Origin of the sequence: Rhodophyticola porphyridii (genome assembly GCF_003688285.1) — a bacterium.
GTDB lineage: Bacteria > Pseudomonadota > Alphaproteobacteria > Rhodobacterales > Rhodobacteraceae > Rhodophyticola > Rhodophyticola porphyridii.
On record NZ_RCNT01000005.1, the window covers coordinates 50,556 to 67,598 of the forward strand.

The 17,043-nt window shown below is 63.6% G+C and carries 15 protein-coding genes; 5 read left to right on the top strand and 10 right to left on the bottom strand.

All coding sequences use genetic code 11. The annotated features are described in order from the left end of the window. Nucleotides 1–8 precede the first annotated feature (8 nt). Nucleotides 9–1,070, top strand: a complete 1,062-nt coding sequence (locus D9R08_RS10680; RefSeq protein WP_121898046.1) for a bifunctional transcriptional activator/DNA repair enzyme AdaA — start codon at nt 9–11, stop codon at nt 1,068–1,070. After that, nucleotides 1,067–1,891 (top strand): isocitrate lyase/PEP mutase family protein, encoded by an 825-nt coding sequence (locus D9R08_RS10685; protein ID WP_121898047.1) that lies wholly within the window; start codon nt 1,067–1,069, stop codon nt 1,889–1,891. The genes D9R08_RS10680 and D9R08_RS10685 overlap by 4 nt, the downstream gene beginning before the upstream one ends. 70 nt (nt 1,892–1,961) lie before the next feature. Here the strand turns inward: D9R08_RS10685 and D9R08_RS10690 are convergent, their stop codons facing one another. The 9 genes from D9R08_RS10690 to D9R08_RS10730 all read right to left on the bottom strand — a co-directional run bounded on the left by D9R08_RS10690 (nt 1,962) and on the right by D9R08_RS10730 (nt 12,920). Further along, nucleotides 1,962–2,576, bottom strand: coding sequence for an outer membrane protein (locus tag D9R08_RS10690; RefSeq protein WP_233557413.1), 615 nt, complete (start codon nt 2,574–2,576; stop codon nt 1,962–1,964). A gap of 158 nt (nt 2,577–2,734) precedes the next feature. Then, nucleotides 2,735–3,373, bottom strand: a complete 639-nt coding sequence (gene eda / locus D9R08_RS10695) for a bifunctional 4-hydroxy-2-oxoglutarate aldolase/2-dehydro-3-deoxy-phosphogluconate aldolase (protein WP_121898049.1) — start codon at nt 3,371–3,373, stop codon at nt 2,735–2,737. 75 nt (nt 3,374–3,448) lie between these two features. After that, nucleotides 3,449–5,254 carry a phosphogluconate dehydratase gene (edd, locus tag D9R08_RS10700; RefSeq protein ID WP_121898050.1) on the bottom strand — a complete coding sequence of 602 codons (1,806 nt, stop codon included), beginning with the start codon at nt 5,252–5,254 and terminating at the stop codon, nt 3,449–3,451. A 165-nt stretch (nt 5,255–5,419) separates the two neighbouring features. Then, nucleotides 5,420–6,181 carry an SDR family NAD(P)-dependent oxidoreductase gene (locus D9R08_RS10705; protein ID WP_121898051.1) on the bottom strand — a complete coding sequence of 254 codons (762 nt, stop codon included), beginning with the start codon at nt 6,179–6,181 and terminating at the stop codon, nt 5,420–5,422. Between the two features lie 281 nt (nt 6,182–6,462). Next, nucleotides 6,463–7,593, bottom strand: coding sequence for an ABC transporter ATP-binding protein (locus D9R08_RS10710; RefSeq protein WP_121898052.1), 1,131 nt, complete (start codon nt 7,591–7,593; stop codon nt 6,463–6,465). 36 nt (nt 7,594–7,629) lie between these two features. Next, complete coding sequence (locus D9R08_RS10715) at nt 7,630–9,294, bottom strand: alpha-glucosidase (RefSeq protein WP_233557414.1); 1,665 nt, start codon at nt 9,292–9,294, stop codon at nt 7,630–7,632. A gap of 15 nt (nt 9,295–9,309) precedes the next feature. Further along, nucleotides 9,310–10,467 (bottom strand): carbohydrate ABC transporter permease, encoded by a 1,158-nt coding sequence (locus tag D9R08_RS10720; protein ID WP_121898053.1) that lies wholly within the window; start codon nt 10,465–10,467, stop codon nt 9,310–9,312. 15 nt (nt 10,468–10,482) lie between these two features. Beyond that, nucleotides 10,483–11,460, bottom strand: coding sequence for a carbohydrate ABC transporter permease (locus tag D9R08_RS10725; protein WP_121898054.1), 978 nt, complete (start codon nt 11,458–11,460; stop codon nt 10,483–10,485). Nucleotides 11,461–11,576: 116 nt separating this feature from the next. Continuing rightward, on the bottom strand, nt 11,577–12,920 hold the full coding sequence (locus tag D9R08_RS10730; protein WP_121898055.1) for an ABC transporter substrate-binding protein: 1,344 nt from the start codon (nt 12,918–12,920) through the stop codon (nt 11,577–11,579). Between the two features lie 259 nt (nt 12,921–13,179). Between D9R08_RS10730 and D9R08_RS10735 the strand changes: the two genes are divergently transcribed. Genes D9R08_RS10735 through D9R08_RS10745 form a run of 3 tightly spaced genes read left to right on the top strand, consistent with a single transcriptional unit; the run spans nt 13,180 to nt 16,526 of the window. Then, a complete protein-coding gene (locus tag D9R08_RS10735; RefSeq protein WP_121898056.1) occupies nt 13,180–14,205 on the top strand; it encodes a substrate-binding domain-containing protein in 1,026 nt (341 codons plus the stop codon). A gap of 24 nt (nt 14,206–14,229) precedes the next feature. Then, complete coding sequence (locus D9R08_RS10740) at nt 14,230–15,540, top strand: GH1 family beta-glucosidase (RefSeq protein WP_121898057.1); 1,311 nt, start codon at nt 14,230–14,232, stop codon at nt 15,538–15,540. Between the two features lie 14 nt (nt 15,541–15,554). Next, the gene (locus D9R08_RS10745) at nt 15,555–16,526 is read left to right on the top strand and encodes a glucokinase (protein ID WP_233557415.1); all 972 of its coding nucleotides are present in this window, start codon (nt 15,555–15,557) and stop codon (nt 16,524–16,526) included. Here D9R08_RS10745 and D9R08_RS10750 read toward each other — a convergent pair. Continuing rightward, complete coding sequence (locus D9R08_RS10750; protein WP_121898058.1) at nt 16,523–16,993, bottom strand: Lrp/AsnC family transcriptional regulator; 471 nt, start codon at nt 16,991–16,993, stop codon at nt 16,523–16,525. The two genes, D9R08_RS10745 and D9R08_RS10750, sit on opposite strands and share 4 nt — an antisense overlap. Nucleotides 16,994–17,043: the final 50 nt, after the last annotated feature.

The window sequence follows — 17,043 nt, forward strand, 5'->3', positions numbered from 1 at the left end:
CTGCCCGCATGCTGATGACCACACCCGATTCTGATACGCTCTATGCCGCTCTTCTGGCACGTGATCCGGCCTATGACGGGCAGGTCTTTGTCGGCGTCTCGACGACAGGGATATTTTGCCGCCTGAGCTGCCCCGCCCGCAAGCCGAACCGAGCGAATTGCCGTTTTTTCGACAGTGCTGCGGCCTCTATCGGTGCAGGCTTTCGTCCCTGCAAGCGCTGCGATCCGCTGGCCCATGGCGACCCGGTGGTGACGCGGCTTCTGGCCGCGCTGGAGGCCGAGCCGTCCCGCCGCTGGTCTGAGACCGACATCATCGCCATGAAGATCGACCCCTCCACCGCGCGGCGCGCCTTCAAACGGGCCTTCGGGCTGAGCTTTCTGGAAATGGCGCGACACCGCCGTCTGGCGGCCGGGTTCACCACATTGGCCGCGGGCGGCCGGGTGATCGACGCGCAGATCGATGCGGGCTTCTCCTCCCCCGATGCGTTCCGTCAGGCCGTGATCCGGCTTCTGGGACTGCCGCCCGGCCAGTTGCTCAAATCCGCCGAGTTGACCGCCGACTGGATCGCCACCCCCATCGGCCCGATGATCGCCGTGGCCAGCCGCCACGCGCTACATCTGCTGGAGTTCTTCGACCGCAGGGCCCTGCCCGCCGCGCTGCGCCGGCTTCTGTTGGATAGCCACGGCAGGCTCGGCTTTGGCAGGACCGATCTGATCGACCAGCTGGAGCGCGCGCTAAACCTCTATTTCAGCGGCGGTTCCGCCCGGTTCGACCTGCCGCTTCGGCAACCGGGCAGTGCCTTTCAGCAATCGGTCTGGGCCGAGCTGCAACGTATCCCGGCGGGTGAACGGCGCAGCTATGGCCAGCTTGCCGAAGCGCTCGGCCGGCCCGAGGCGGTGCGCGCCGTCGCCCGCGCCAACGGCGCGAACACCCTTGCCATTCTGGTGCCCTGTCACCGGATCACCGGGGCCGACGGTGCCCTGACCGGCTATGGCGGCGGGCTCTGGCGCAAGGATCACCTGCTGACACTCGAAGGAAGATATGAAGATCAGAAAAGGATATCGACATGAGCCGTCACGACCCCGGACGCGACTTTCGCGCGCTTCATCAACCCGGCAATCCGTTCATCCTAGCCAATGCCTGGGATGCAGGCAGCGCCCGGATGCTGGCCGGCCTTGGCGCACAGGCCATCGGCACTTCCTCGGCCGCCCACGCCTTCACCCTTGGCCGCCCCGATGGCGGCACGCTCACCCGTGACGAGGCGCTGGCCCACGCCGTGGATCTGGTCGCGGCCACGCCCCTGCCCGTATCTGGCGATTTCGAGAACGGCTTCGGCGACGGCCCCGAGGACTGCGCCGAAACGGTACGGCTCTCGATCGAGGCGGGACTTGCGGGCATCTCCATCGAAGATACGGCCTTCCCCTCAGGCAAGCCCTATGCGTTTCCCGACGCGGTGGACAGGATCCGGGCCGCGTCTGCGGCCGCCCGCGCGTCGGCCCGGGATTTCGTGCTGTGCGCACGCGCCGACGGGGTCATGACCGGGCAATACGATATGGAAGAGGCGCTGCGCCGCTGCCTGGCCTATGCCGAGGCCGGGGCCGATTGCGTCTATACGCCGATGCCGCCCGATCTGTCCGACATCGCCCGGCTCTGTGCGGCAAGCCCGGTGCCCGTCAACGCCCTGGCCGCGGGCCGGTTTGCCGGAGTTCCCCGGGCCGACTATGCCGCCGCGGGCGTGGCGCGCATCTCGCTTGGGTCCGCCCTTGCACGGGCCACGCACCGGGTGATCCATGATGCCGCGATGGCAATGTTCAATCATGGCGATTTCACGCCCCTGACCCGGGGCATTTCCAGCGACACGGTCGACGCTTTGCTGCGTGGAGAGGACTGAGACGATACCACCAAAAAGGGCGGCCCGCGCTTTCGCGGCCCGCCCCTTGTTTCATTAAGTGCGGATCGGATCAGAACCGGTAGGACACCCGCGCGCTGATCGTGGTCACGTCCACGTCGATGCCGGTGGAGTCGAAATCTTCGAACTCGTGATACAGGATCTCGCCGCCGACCAGCCAGCTGTTGCCCAGATCGTAGGCAAGGCCCGCGCCCGCCAGCCAGCCGGTATCGTCATAATCGACGCCACCGATATTGGCAGCCGCATTTGCCGCACCCACGGTGCCGTAGATAAGCGTGTTGCCCGCATCCCAACCGGCACGCAGTTTCAGCCGCCCGACCTCGTCAATCGTGCCGGCGCCTGCGTCCAGTTCCATCTCGGAGAAATCATAGTCGATTTCGGCACCGATCACGGTGTTCCCGAAATCCCACATATAGCCGCCGTGAATACCGGCAAACCCGCCATCGCCATCCACGTTGGCCGCTCCGCCGGTGCCAACGTCACCATAGCCGAGCTGTCCACCGAGATAGAAACCGGTCCAGTCGTTGCCGGCAAAAACCGGCGCCGGCTGTGCAACAACCACAGGCTGTTCCATCGGCGCCGGGTCAAGGTTGCCTGCCAGTGCCGGGCCTGTTCCGGCGGCCACGACAAAGGCCATGGGCAAAGCAAAGATATGTCGTTTTCGCATCGGGCGACTCCTTTTTTGATGTCTTGCGCGATACGGCAGAATTTGGGGGTATCCGGGGGCAGTTACGATGCACATTTCGATCATTTCTTTGAACCAGATCGTCAGAATCCGCGATCTGGCAATCACCCGCCGCCCGCGCGCGGGGATTTCGGCAAGCCTTAGCCGAGTGCGGCCGCCTCGGCGGCAAGGGCGGTAATCCGCGTCCAGTCCCCGCGTGCAACCGCATCGGCGGGCGCGACCCAGCTTCCCCCCGCGCAAAGCACATTCGGCAGGGCCAGATACTCCGCCGCATTGCCGGGCGACACGCCCCCGGTGGGGCAGAAGGAGACCTGCGGGATCGGCGCCCCGATGGCTTTCAGCGCAGGCGCCCCGCCCGAGGCCTCGGCGGGAAAGAATTTCAGCATGTCGTAGCCGCGCTCGAAAAGCACCATCACCTCCGAGGCGGTGGCCGCGCCGGGCAGAAGCGGCAGATCGGCGTCTTCGCAGGCGGCCAGAAGCCGGTCGGTCGCCCCCGGGGACACGCCGAACTGCGCGCCCGCATCCTTGGCCGCCCGGACATCCGCGGGGGTCAGCAACGTACCCGCCCCCACCACGCCGCCCGGTACCCGGGCCATTTCCGCGATAACCTCCAGCGCGGCGGGGGTTCGCAACGTCACCTCCAGCGCGGGCAGGCCTCCGGCCACCAGCGCCTCTGCCAACGGGCGCGCATGGACTGCCTCCTCCACCACGAGGACCGGGACGATCGGCGCCATCTGGCAGATCTTGCGGGTGGCCTGGCTGGCCTGCAAAGGGGTCATCCTGTCGTCCTTTTCACTCGGGGCGGCTCCGGCGGCACCGCAATGCCTGCCACAGGGATACGCAGGCCGCGGCGCCTAGACAACCACGCCCGCGCCATCGGCGGCCGAACCGGCTGTCCGACGAAAGATCTCGAACATCTCCCGCCCGATGCCATGGGAATTGGCGGAAAGATCCGGCGTCGCGGGCGCGCGGTCCTCGACGCCCTCGGTCAGAACCTCCAGCACGCCTCTCGTGGCATCGACCCGGATGATATCGCCGTCCTCAAGCTTGCCGATCAACCCTCCATCCAGCGCCTCGGGGGCCACGTGAATGGCCGACGGCACCTTGCCCGACGCACCGGACATCCGCCCGTCGGTGACCAGCGCAACCTTGTGGCCCCGATCCTGCAGCACCGCAAGAACCGGTGTCAGCGCGTGCAATTCGGGCATCCCGTTCGACTTCGGGCCCTGAAACCGGACAACTACGACAACATCGCGATTGAGTTCGTTGTTCTGAAACGCTTTCTTGACGTCGGCCTGACTCTCGAAAATCGCCGCCGGCGCCTCGACCACATGGCGCTCGGGCGCAACGGCGGAGACTTTCATGATCCCCCGGCCCAGATTGCCGCGCAGTTCAGCCAGCCCCCCGGTCTGCTGGAACGGGTCGGTTGCCGGGCGCAGGATCTTCGTGTTGAGGCTCTCCCCCGTGCCGTCCTCATAGACCAGCACGCCGTCCTTCAGCTTCGGCTCCTGCGCATAGCGATGCAGGCCCGTGCCCGCCACGGTTTCAGTATCGGGATGCAGCAGTCCCGCCTCCAGCAACTCGCCGATCATGTAGCCAAGCCCGCCGGCAGCATGGAAGTGGTTCACATCCGCCAGACCGTTCGGATAGACCCGCGCCATCAACGGGGTGACCGCGGAGATCTCGGCGAAATCGGAACAGTCAAGCATCACGCCCGCAGCCCGCGCCATCGCCACCAGATGGATCACCAGATTGGTGGACCCGCCCGTCGCCATCAGGCCCACGATGCCGTTCACGAAGGCCCTTTCGTCCAGAATATCGCAAACCGGGCGGTAATCGTTGCCCAGACCGGTGATCGAGACGGCCCGCTCCGCCGCCGCCGCCGTCAGCGCCTCCCGCAGCGGCGTGCCGGGATTGACGAAACTGGCGCCCGGCAGGTGCAGACCCATGAATTCCATCAGCATCTGATTGGAATTGGCCGTGCCGTAGAAGGTGCAGGTTCCGGGGCCGTGATAGCTGTCCATCTCGGCCTTCATAAGCACGTCGCGCCCCACCTCGCCCGCGGCAAACTGCTGGCGGACCCGGGATTTTTCGTCGTTGGGCAGGCCCGAGACCATCGGTCCTGCGGGAATGAAGATACCCGGCAGATAGCCGAAAGTGGCCGCCGCGATGACCAGACCGGGCACGATCTTGTCGCAGACACCCAGATAGACCGCCGCGTCGAACGTGTTATGCGACAGTGCCACCCCTGTGGCCAGCGCGATCACGTCGCGGGAAAACAGGCTCAGCTCCATGCCCACCTGTCCCTGGGTGACCCCGTCGCACATCGCGGGAACGCCACCGGCCACCTGCGCTGTCGCACCTGCGGCGCGCGCGGCATCCTTGATCTTCCGGGGATAGGTCTCGAAGGGTTGGTGGGCGCTGAGCATGTCGTTATAGGCCGTCACGATCCCCAGATTGGGCACTCTCGCATCCACCAGCGCGTCCTTGTCGGCGCCCATCGCGGCATAGGCATGGGCCTGGTTGCCGCAACTCAGATGCGCCCGGCGCGGGCCATCCTCTGCCGCGCGACGCATGCGTTCCATGTAGATGCTGCGTGTCTTGCGCGAACGGTCCTGAATGCGGGCTGTGAGATCGGCAATACGTGCGTCGAGGGGCATGGGTGTCTCCTGAGATCGGCTTGCGGCACCTTAACTTGTTAGCGCTAACAATTCCAGAGGCTCCGCACCGGAAATCTTCGCCCCCTGCCTGGGCGATCCGGAAGGCCAGCCGCCGGAACAGGTTGCAAAAAATCACGATCCGGATTTTTTGCAACCTGTTTGCATTCAGGCCGGCATGCGCAGCGCCCCGTCAAGGCGGATCGTCTCGCCGTTCAGATAGGGGCAGGTCAGGATGAACGCCGCCAGCCGGGCGAATTCTTCGGGCCTTCCCAGCCGCTTGGGAAAGATCACATCGGCGGCCAGACTATCCATGATGTCCTGTCCCAAACCTTCCAGCATCGGCGTGTGGAATATACCCGGCGCGATTGCGCAGCAGCGGATACCAAGCGAGGCCAGATCGCGGGCAACCGGCAGGGACATTCCCGCGACACCCGCCTTGGAGGCCGCATAGGCCGCCTGCCCTTTCTGCCCTTCGAACGCCGCGACTGAGGCCGTATTGACGATCACACCCCGCTCGCCATCGTCATTGGGGGTGTTCCTGGCCATTTCCGCCGCCGCCAGGCGCAGAACATTGAAGGCCCCGACAAGGTTGATGTCGATCATGCGCTGAAACCGGTCGAGCGGGTGGGGGCCGTCGCGTCCCACGGTCTTGGCCCCCGTGGCGACACCTGCGCAATTGATGGCGGCGGTAAGCCCGCCCATCGCCTCGGCAGCCTCCGCCACCGCGTTCGCGGTTGCGGCGTCTTCGGTCACATCGACCTCGGCAAAGCGAACCCCGGAAAGCTCGCCCGCCACGGAGGACCCGCGCGCGGCCTCCAGATCGAAAATCGTCACCTGCGCGCCCTGCCCGGCAAGATGACGTACACAAGCCTCCCCCAGCCCGGACGCCCCGCCGGTGACGATGACCTTGGCCGTTGAAATTTCCATCTTCGCGGTCCTTGCATATGAACTGAACGAAGGTTCATTTATCGCCAACCCCTCGCAGGTTCAATCGCACCGACATCCCTGCCTGCGGAGACAACCGACGCAAGACGGCCACGTGCAACCAGCGGAGGCCAAAACCCAAAACGCGCGAGGGCCCTAGAGGCAATGCAGGAGGCATGCACGCCCCGAAGCCCTGTCCTTTGCCGGCATCAGACGAGATACCGTGGGGTCTTGACGATGTGCCCCGCAATCTGACCGCTCCCCGAAGACGGTCACAACCAACCTCAATGCGGCTGTACACCGGGCAGGAAGACCGGCTGGTCGCGGTAGTGGAGCGAGATCCCGTCCTTGAACACATGTACTTTGGACGGATCGGCCGTCAGTTTGACATCGGTGCGGCGGACATTGGAGTGGATGCCCTGCAGTTTGCCGATGACCGGATCATGCTCGGGCGCGGATTTTTCGAAATAGAGCAGCGTCACCTCGCCCAAGGCCTCGGTGATCTCCACGGTTCCGTGATAGGCGAAATCGCTGCCGTCGGTGGCAACCATGTCTTCCGGCCGGATACCCACATTCACCTTCGAGCCCATGTCTTCCGCTCTGGACGGATATTGAGAGGTGATCGTTCCGCCTCCCTCGTTCAGTTTCAGGGTCGTGATCTCGCCCGTCCCGACGATTTCGCCACCCAGAAGGTTCATAGCGGGCGACCCGATGAACTGGGCCACGAATTCGCTGTTCGGCTTCTCGTAGAGCTGCAGCGGCGAGCCGACCTGCGCGACACCGCCGCCCGCCAGAACCACGATCCGCGTAGCAAGGGTCATCGCCTCCACCTGATCGTGGGTCACGTAGATCATCGTGCTGTCGGGCATCTGCTCCTTCAGTTGCGCGATCTCCAGCCGGGTGGCCACGCGCAGGGCCGCATCCAGATTGGAAAGCGGCTCGTCGAAGAGATAGACCTTGGGGTCGCGCACGATGGAGCGCCCGATGGCGACGCGCTGGCGCTGCCCGCCCGAAAGCGCCTTCGGCAGGCGGTCCAGAAACTGGGTGAGTTGCAGCTTGTCGGCCGCCGCTTTCACCGCCTCATCGATCTCATCCTTGGTCTTGCCCGCGATTTTCAGGGCGAAGGCCATGTTGTCGCGCACGGTCATGTGAGGGTAAAGCGCGTAGGACTGGAACACCATGGCGATGCCCCGTTCGGATGGCGGCACGTCATTGACCACCTGCCCGTCGATTTCCAGCGTCCCTTCGGTGATCTTCTCCAGTCCCGCGACCATGCGCAGAAGTGTGGACTTGCCACAGCCGGACGGACCGACAAAGACGATCAGCTCCCCCTGCTCGATGTCCAGGTTGATGTCACTGAGCACCCGAACATCGCCATAGGCTTTGGCGACATCTGTCATCTTCAGCTCGGCCATTGGTTTTTCCTCCCTCTTGTCTTCGTTTTGCGGCCGTCAGGTCGCAGCATCCTGAACGCCGAAATAGGCTTGATAGGGCGGCAGCGTCACCTCCCCCTCGGTATTGGCGATCGCGGTGAAGGGCGCGCCCTTATCCTCGCGCCAGTCGCCTTCGGGCAATGTCGCGGGCTGGGCCATATTGGTCAGGTTGAAGGCGCAGAAAATCCGCAGCCCATTCTGCTCGCGAATGAATGACACGATCCCGCCATCGGCCTGAACCATGCTGAACGCCCCCTTGGACAGCGCCGGATAGGAGCGGCGGAACCGGATCATGGACCGGTAGAACGCCATCGTGCTGTCGGGCTCCCGTCCCTGATTGGCAACCGACCGGCTCAGATGTTCGACAGCCATCGGCAGCCAGGGTTTCGCATCGGAAAATCCGCCATTCTGATTGTCGCTCACCCACGGCATCGGCGTCCGGCAACCGTCCCGGCCCTTGAATTTGGGCCAGAAGCGGATGCCATAGGGATCCTGCAGATCCTCGTAGGAGACATAGGCCTCGGTCAGGCCAAGCTCTTCGCCCTGATAGAGACAGACCGACCCGCGCAGGCACAGAAGCAAGGCTGCGTAGACGCGGCGCGCCTCCTCGCCCAGATTCCAGCGCGAGGGGTGGCGCATCACGTCATGATTGGAAAATGCCCAACAGGCCCAGCCATCGCCGATGGCGTTCTCATAATCGGTGATCACCTTGCCCACGCGTTCGGGCGTGGGGGCGATCCCCGAGAGAAACTCGAAGCTGTAGCACATGTGGATCTTGTCGCCGCCGGAGGTGTATTCTGCCTGAAGCTCCAGCCCGTATTGGCCGTCCCCCACCTCGCCCACCGCGGCGGCGGCGGGGTATTCATCCAGCAGCGCGCGCAGACGGCGCAGGAAAGTCAGGTTCTCCGGCTGGTTCTTGTCATAGATGTGATCCTGCCAGTTATACGGGTTCACCTCGGGCGCGATGGTCGAGTTGCGGCTCTCCGGCGCCAGAGGGGGGTTGTCGCGCAACTGCTGGTCGTGGAAGTAGAAATTGATCGTATCAAGCCGGAAACCATCCACCCCCCGATCGAGCCAGAACCGGGCCACGTCCAGCATCTCCTGCTGCACGGCGGGGTTGTGCATGTTCAGATCGGGCTGCTCCTTCAGAAAATTGTGCAGATAGTATTGCATCCGGTCGCCCGACCATTCCCAGGCCGAGCCGCCGAAGATCGACAGCCAGTTGTTCGGGGGCGAGCCGTCGGGCTTGGCATCGGCCCAGACATACCAGTCGGTTTTCGCGTTCTCGCGGCTGGTCTGGCTTTCCTGAAACCAGGCGTGCTGGTTCGAGGTGTGGCTGAGAACGAGATCGATCAGAACCTTCAGGCCCAGATCATGGGCCCGGCCGATCAGCGCATCGAAATCGCCAAGGGAGCCGAACATCGGATCCACGTCGCGGTAATCGCTGACATCATATCCGAAATCCAGCATCGGGGAGCGGAAGAACGGACTGATCCAGATCGCATCGACCCCAAGCTCTGCAATATGGGGCAGCCGGTGGATAATGCCGGCCAGATCGCCGATGCCATCATGGTTGGAGTCCTGAAAGCTGCGGGGGTAGATCTGATAGATCACCGCGCCGCGCCACCAGTCCTTGTCATGCGCCATCACTGCTTGCGGCGCGAGATCCTGCATCAGGTTCATCAGTGGTTCAGACCTTTACTTGACGGAGCCGGCCAGAAGACCGCGCACCAGATACCGTTGCATCGAAAAGAAAACCAGAAGCGGCACCGCGATGGAGACGAAAGCCGCCGCCGCAAGAATGCCCCAGTCGCCGCCGCGGGACCCCAGAAGGTCATCGGCGATGCGCACCGTCATCACCCAGCTTTCATCGCTGGAGGGCAGGAACACCTTGGCGACCAGCAGGTCGTTCCAGGTCCACAGGAACTGGAAGATCGCGAAACTGGCCAGCGCGGGGAAGCTGAGCGGAAGGATGATCTTGGTGAAGATCTGGAAGTCCGTCGCCCCGTCGACCTTGGCGCTTTCGATGATATCGCGCGGCAGGCCTACCATGTAGTTTCGCAGAAGATAGATCGCGAGCGGCAGGCCGAACCCGGTATGGGCAAGCCAGATGCCGACAAAGCTTTGCCCGATGCCGATTTGCTGATGCAGGCTAAGCAGCGGCACAAGCGCCAATTGCAGCGGCACGACGAGCAGCCCCACGACCGCGGCGATCAACAACCCGCGACCGGGGAAATCCATCCAGGCAAGGGCGTAGGCCGCGAAGGCCGCGATCAGAATCGGGATGACCGTGGCCGGAATGGTCACCGTCAGCGTGTTGATGAAGGCCTGCCCCATGCCATCCCCACCCAGAACCGTATCGTAATTGGCGGTGGTGAATTCCGGCGGGGTTTCGGCCATGACGTAAAGCCGGGGCGGACGCTCGCTCGGGTCTTCGTTGGTGGTGAAGACATAGGATCCGTCTTCGTTGATCACCAGCGTGCCGCCATCGCGGTTCGGCACCTCTTCTCCGGCCGCGTAGGCACCCGGATCGCGCCCGGTCGTCCCGAAGGCCGAAATCGGCGGATGATCCGTGCCTTCGGGGAAGGCCTCCGCCATTTCGGAGGCGGAGAAGACATTGCCCTCGATCACCCAGAGATCGCCGGACCGGATGATGTCGCCCTCGGCGCGCAGGCGGTAGGCCTGTTCCACGGGCAGCGGCGCCTGCCACCAAGCAGAGACGGAGATCTGGTCGCGGTCGCGGAAAGAGGAAACCAGGAGCCCGATGGTCGGGATCAGCCAGAGGACCACGAGGACCACGACCGAGATGTTCACGGCCCAGGTGAGCGAGGATTTGGTACCGGCAATATTGTCCATGTCTCTTATCCTCTTTCAGCGCATTTCTTTGCGGGCTTGCACGATGTTCCAGATCATGACCGGCAGAACCACCAGCATGATCACGAACGCCACGGCCGTCGCTCGCCCGTCATCGCGGAACATGAAGCTCATCATGTAACTGGGCAGAATTTCGGTCCCGAAATTGCCGCCCGTCATGGTGTAGACGATATCGAAAACCTTCAGCACGAGGATCGTGATCGTCGTCCAGACCACCACGATCGTGCCCATGATCTGGGGCACCTTGATTTTGAAGAACACCTGGAACGGGTTCGCCCCGTCGATGATCGCGGCCTCCACCGTTTCTTCGGGAATGCCGCGCAGTGCGGCGGACAGGATTACCATGGCAAAGCCAGTCTGGATCCAGATCAGGATCACCATCAGGAAAAAGTTGTTCCAGAAAGGGATCTGCATCGGATCGACACTGTCCATACCCATGCTGGCGCGAATCGCGTTGATGATCCCGATATCAGGATCATTGGCATAGACGAACTTCCAGATCAGCGAGGCACCCACGAAGGAGATGGCCATCGGCATGAAGATCAGGGATTTGGCGATGTTGCCCCAGCTCAACCTGTCGGTCAGCTGCGCCACCAGAAGCCCCAGGAAAGTCGCCATCGCGGGGACGACCAGAACCCAGAGGAAATTGTTGAAAAACGCGGTGCGGAAGGTCTCGTCCGCGATCAGGTTGGCATAGTTCCCGAACCCGATGAACTCGTTGCCCGCCCGGTTGTAGAGCGACCGGATGAAGCTGCCGACCACCGGATAGACCAGATAGAGGCCAAGCGCGAAGATCGCCGGAAACAGAAACAGCCATGGTCGCACGGCATTGGCGCGGTTGATGTTGCGCCCGGCATCGTTGCCGCGCGCGGGGAAGATCACCTTGTCGAGGATCAGATTGGCGAAATAGAAGTATCCGATACACCCCCCCACGCCGATGACGATGGTGATCGCACCTTGCAGCATTGGTGACATGAGACCCTCCCTTAAGCCTGCCGGCCTGTCGGCCCGATGACGGCTTGCTGTTATCTTGGTTGTCCCGGCCCGCGCGCATTCGGCGCGGACCGGACTGCCTTAGACCGGATGACCGGTTATCGGATCGAGTCCCACCGTTCCTGGATCATCGTCGCCACATCGGCGGCGTCTGCCCCGGTGGTGTAATCCACCATCCCGGACCAGAACACGCCCTGCCCGATCTCACCCGGCATCAGGTCGGATGCGTCGAAGCGGAAAGTGGTCGCGTTCAGCAGGATATCGTTCATCTGGCGCGCGGCTTCGGTGCCGAACAGTTCGGTGTTGACGCCGTCATGGGGGGTCAGGAACCCGGTCTGGGCCATCCAGACTTCATGCGCGATGGGGGTTTTCACGAACTCGATCCAGGCTTGCGCCGCGGGCGAGTCGTCGGTGATGGCCATCAATGTGCCCGCACCCAGCACCGGCTGCCCCAGATCCTGACCTTCGTAGGCCGGGAAGTAGAAGAAGTCCGAATCGGCCCCCTCGGGGAAGAACGTCGGAATGAACGACGCCTGACGGTGCATGTAGCATTCCGGCGGGAAGGAGAAGAGACCGCCGGGGCTGTCGCGGAAGTCGGTCGAGGCGACGGCGGCCGCGCCGCCGTTCACGTAATCGTCGTTCCGCGCAAAGCTGCCGAACTCCTCGATCGCCGCCACGACGCGTTCGTCGTTGAACGGGATCTCGTTGGCGACCCATGCATCGTAGACCTCGGGCGGCTGCGTGCGCAGCATCATGTCCTCGACCCAGTCGGTCGCGGGCCAGCCCGTGGCCGCGCCCGACCCGAGCCCGATGCACCAGGGCGTGCCGCCATCGGCAACGATCTGATCGGTCAGCGCGCGCAGATCCTCCATGGTTTCGGGGATGTCGTAACCGGCCTCGTCAAAAGCCTCGGGCGAGTACCAGACCAGCGATTTCACATCGACCTTGTAGAAGAAGCCGAAGAGCTCGTCCGCCCCGTCCGGATTGGCATAGGTGCCCAGATCGACCCAGGATTGTCCGGCGGCATAGTTTTCGCGAACCCAGTCCGCGGTACCATCGGCCAGCGGCGTCAGAAACCCGCGCGCGGCCATATCCGCGGCCAGTCCTGGCTGCGGGAAGACGGCGATATTGGGGGCCGAATTGGCCTGCGCCGCGATCACGATATCCTGTTCGAAACTGTCCGAACCGGAATACTGCACCGTCGCGCCGGTCGCTTCCTCGAAATAGGCCGCCACGCTTTCCACCAGTTCCGCATCCAGCCCCGTCCAGGGGCCGGTCATCGTCAGGGTCTGCCCGCTCAGATCATGCGCCTCGGCGAAGGCTTCGAAGCTGTCCCAGTTGAAGTCGCCCTCCCCGATCGGGAAAATCAGATGTCCGTCGGCCTGCGCCATTCCGGCGGTCAGCGCCAGAAGCGCAGCACCGGTATAGAATGAATTCTTCATTGGTACCTCCCAGTTGATGCGACGCCCTGGCGGTCGCGTGTTATCCCAGTGCATCAAAGCGGCGTTCAAAGCGCTTTGAGCATATGGCACACTCAATCAAGCCGTCTTACGAGTCAATCCGCCTTCTGCCATCGCCCTGAAAAATAATGAGTTATTATGCAGGTGCAGAAAAATCCGGCAGGTTTGAATCTTTGACAAGAGACCATGGGCATGGCTAGTCTTGGGCTCCTTTCCGAAGCGCTTTGGGTCCAGATTGGCAATGAATCTCAAACAATTGGCCGAGTCGTTGAACCTGTCCCAGACCACGGTCAGCCGGGCCCTGAACGGATATCCCGAGGTGCGCGAGGAAACCCGCGCGCGGGTTCTGGCCGCGGCGCAGGCCGCAAATTATCAGCCCAACTCCCGCGCCCGGCGCCTAGCAACCGGGCGCGCCATGACCATCGGCCATGTCATTCCGCTGGCCGGCAAGACCGAAATGGTCAACCCGATCTTCGCCGACTTTCTGGCCGGCGCGGGCGAGGTCTATGCCAACGAGGGGTATGATCTGCTTCTCTCCATCGTCTCGGACGGTGAGGCGGAACGCGCCTATCGGCAGATGGCGGCCAACGGGTCGGTCGATGGCGTCATGATCCAATCGCCGGAAACCGACGATACGCGGATCGCGCTTCTGCGGGAGCTTGGCCTGCCGTTTCTGGTTCATGGCCGCACCCAGAACCCCGATGGATACAGTTGGCTGGACGTGGCCAACAAATCCGCCTTTCGCAAGGCCACGAATTTCCTGCTGGATCTGGGCCACAGGCGGATCGCGCTGATCAACGGGCAGGAAAATCTGGACTTCGCCGCGCGCCGCCGCGCTGGCTATGCCGAGGCGATATGGTCCCGCGGCATGGCCCCCAACCCCGACTGGATGCGCGCCGATGTCATGACCGAAGGCTTCGGCTATGTCGCCGCGTCCAAGATGCTGGATCTGGCCGAAACGCCCACGGCCTTTCTGGTCTCCTCCGTGATCCCCGCGATAGGGGTCCGGCGGGCCGTGGTGGAGCGCGGGCTGGTTCTGGGCCGCGATATCTCTCTGGTCACCCATGACGATGTGCTGTCCTATATGAACAACGATGCCGATGGCCCCGCCTTTACGGCCACCCGATCCTCGATCCGCGGCGCGGGGCAGCGCTGCGCGGAAATCCTGATCGACCTCATCCGCAAACCCAACCAGCCCCATGTACAGGAGTTGTGGGAAACGGAGCTGACAGTAGGCCGGTCCACAGGCCCGGCCCCGGCCGGCTGACCCAAGGGAAGATACCGCATGAAGATGACCCTCAGCCGCGCCGATTTTCCCGAAGGCTTCGTCTTCGGCACGGCCACCTCCTCCTATCAGATCGAAGGCCACGGCTTCGGCGGCGCGGGCCCCACCCATTGGGACAGCTTCGCCGCGACGCCCGGCAATGTGGTGCGGGCGGAAAACGGGGCCGTCGCCTGCGACCATTACAACCGGCTGGAGGAGGATCTTGACCTGCTTGCCGGACTGGGCGCCGATGCGTATCGCTTCTCCACCTCTTGGGCGCGGGTCCTGCCCGAAGGGCGCGGCCCGGTGAACGAGGCGGGTCTTGATTTCTACGACAGGCTGGTCGACGGACTTCTCGCGCGCGGAATCAAACCTGCGGCCACCCTTTATCACTGGGAACTTCCAAGTGCGCTGGCCGATCTGGGCGGGTGGCGCAACCGGGATATCGCTGACTGGTTCGGCGATTTCACCGCCGTGATCATGGGCCGCATCGGGGATCGCGTCTGGTCGGCCGCACCGATCAACGAGCCCTGGTGCGTCGGATGGCTGAGCCATTTCGACGGGCATCACGCGCCGGGCCTCCGCGACATACGCGCCGCCGCACGGGCGATGCATCACGTGCTGCTGGCCCATGGCCGCGCCACGGAGGTGATGCGCGGCCTGGGGATGCGGAACCTCGGCGCCGTCTGCAATTTCGAGTGGAGCGAGCCAGCCAGTGACGACGCGGGGGCCATCGGAGCGGCGGCGACCTATGATGCGATCTACAATCGGTTCTTTCTGGGCGGCCTCTTCAAGCGAGCCTATCCGGAGGAGGCTCTCGCGGGGCTGGAGCCGCATCTGCCCGACGGTTGGCAGGACGATTTCGACAGCATCGCGCAACCGCTCGACTGGCTGGGGCTGAACTATTACACCCGCAAGCTGATCGACCACAGGCCCGGCCCGTGGCCCAATTATGCCGAGGTGGAGGGGCCGCTGGAGAAAACCCAGATGGGGTGGGAGATCTATCCCGACGGTCTACGTGATTTCCTGATCCGAACGGCCCGAGACTATACCGGCGATCTGCCGCTTTACGTCACCGAAAACGGGATGGCGAATGCCGACACGGCCGATCGGCCCGATATCGCCCGGATCGACTATCTCTCCCGCCACCTGAACGCCGCACGGGCGGCGATTGCCGAGGGCGTACCGCTGCGCGGGTATTTCACCTGGTCGCTGATGGACAATTACGAATGGGCGCTTGGCTATGAAAAACGCTTCGGCCTGATCCATGTGGATTTCGACAGCTTGCAGCGGACACCGAAAGCATCCTATCAGGCACTGGCAGACTGGTGGCGCTGACCGCCAGACGAGCCATGCCCGAAACCCCGAAGGATCCGCATATGCCCTCTGCCCTGTCGCTTGTGGCCGATATCGGCGGCACCAACACCCGCGTGGCGCTGGCCAGCGGCAAGGTTGTGGATGCCGGCAGTGTGCGCCGCTACGCCAATCGCGACGCCCCCGATCTGGCCCATGTGCTGCACCGCTATCTGGCCGACACGGGCACCGATCACGGGCAGATCACCGGGGTCTGCGTGGCGGCGGCGGGCCCGGTTCATGACGGCGTGGCAGATCTGACCAACCTGCCCTGGCGTGTGGAACGCGCGATGCTGGCGCAGGTGTTGAGCGCTGAAAAAGTGGCCGTTCTAAACGATTTGCAGGCCCAGGGTCACGCGATCGGCCATCTCTCGCCGGAGATGATCAGTCCGGTCCTGTCCCAGCCCGAGGCAAGCGGACAGGCCGCGAAACTGGTGGTGGGTGTGGGTACCGGTTTCAACGCAGCACCGATCTACGACACCACTCTCGGCCGGTTCGTGCCGCCGTCGGAATGTGGTCATATCAGCCTGCCGCTTTGCGGCCCCGAAGGCGCGGCGCTGTCAGCGCATCTGCGCGATGCGCATGGGTTCGCCGCGGTCGAAGAGGCGCTGTCTGGGCGTGGGATCGAGGCGATCCACGTCTTCCTGCACAACCAACGCATGTCGGCTGCCGACATCATGTCGGCGCTGGAGGATGGAAACTCCCAGGCGGAGGCAACGGCGCGTCTGTTCGTGCGCATTCTGGGCACGGTTGTGGGCGATCTGGCCCTTGTGCACCTGCCCTTTGGCGGCATCTTTCTGGTGGGCGGGGTCAGCCGCGCCTTCGCGCCCTATCTGGAACGGTTCGGCTTTGCCGAAGCGATGCACGCCAAAGGCCGGTTCGGGCCGTTTCTGAAGCAGTTCGGCGTGGCCGTCGTGTCGGATGACTATGCCGCCTTGACCGGCTGCGCCTCCCATCTGACCCATCTCTAGAAGGCACTGTCCTTCACCGCCTCCATCGAGACATGGGTCGAGCTGGAGGCGACATGGGGCAGCGCCGAAATCACCTCTCCCAACACGCGGCGATAGCCGCGCATGTCGCTGGTGCGCACCTTCAGCAGATAGTCGAAGGCTCCTGCGATCATGTGGCATTGCTCGATCTCGGGCACCTTGTGCACCGCGGCGTTGAACGCGCCAAGCGCGCCCTCGGTCGTGTCCTTCAGTTTGACCTCGACAAAGGCCACGTGATCGCGATTCAGCTTGGCGGGGTTCAGAACCGCCCGAAAGCCCAGGATGTAGCCCTGCGCCTGAAGCCGTTTCACCCGGACCTGACAGGGACTCTTCGACAGACCGACCTGGCGGGCCAGATCGGTAACCGGAATCCGGCCCTCGGTGGATAGTATTCTGAGAATCTTGCGATCAAAACCGTCAAGCTGCCCCGTATCCGGTTTATCTGGCATCTTTTTCCCCGTTCAATCGACCTATTTCAGGACAAACGCCTGCCAGTTTG

Coding starts and splice junctions, on each gene's coding strand:
- D9R08_RS10680 (WP_121898046.1), top strand. CDS start 9: ATGCTGATGACCACACCCGATTCTGATACGCTCTATGCCGCTCTTCTG.
- D9R08_RS10685 (WP_121898047.1), top strand. CDS start 1,067: ATGAGCCGTCACGACCCCGGACGCGACTTTCGCGCGCTTCATCAACCC.
- D9R08_RS10690 (WP_233557413.1), bottom strand. CDS start 2,576: ATGCGAAAACGACATATCTTTGCTTTGCCCATGGCCTTTGTCGTGGCC.
- eda (WP_121898049.1), bottom strand. CDS start 3,373: ATGACCCCTTTGCAGGCCAGCCAGGCCACCCGCAAGATCTGCCAGATG.
- edd (WP_121898050.1), bottom strand. CDS start 5,254: ATGCCCCTCGACGCACGTATTGCCGATCTCACAGCCCGCATTCAGGAC.
- D9R08_RS10705 (WP_121898051.1), bottom strand. CDS start 6,181: ATGGAAATTTCAACGGCCAAGGTCATCGTCACCGGCGGGGCGTCCGGG.
- D9R08_RS10710 (WP_121898052.1), bottom strand. CDS start 7,593: ATGGCCGAGCTGAAGATGACAGATGTCGCCAAAGCCTATGGCGATGTT.
- D9R08_RS10715 (WP_233557414.1), bottom strand. CDS start 9,294: ATGAACCTGATGCAGGATCTCGCGCCGCAAGCAGTGATGGCGCATGAC.
- D9R08_RS10720 (WP_121898053.1), bottom strand. CDS start 10,467: ATGGACAATATTGCCGGTACCAAATCCTCGCTCACCTGGGCCGTGAAC.
- D9R08_RS10725 (WP_121898054.1), bottom strand. CDS start 11,460: ATGTCACCAATGCTGCAAGGTGCGATCACCATCGTCATCGGCGTGGGG.
- D9R08_RS10730 (WP_121898055.1), bottom strand. CDS start 12,920: ATGAAGAATTCATTCTATACCGGTGCTGCGCTTCTGGCGCTGACCGCC.
- D9R08_RS10735 (WP_121898056.1), top strand. CDS start 13,180: ATGAATCTCAAACAATTGGCCGAGTCGTTGAACCTGTCCCAGACCACG.
- D9R08_RS10740 (WP_121898057.1), top strand. CDS start 14,230: ATGACCCTCAGCCGCGCCGATTTTCCCGAAGGCTTCGTCTTCGGCACG.
- D9R08_RS10745 (WP_233557415.1), top strand. CDS start 15,555: ATGCCCGAAACCCCGAAGGATCCGCATATGCCCTCTGCCCTGTCGCTT.
- D9R08_RS10750 (WP_121898058.1), bottom strand. CDS start 16,993: ATGCCAGATAAACCGGATACGGGGCAGCTTGACGGTTTTGATCGCAAG.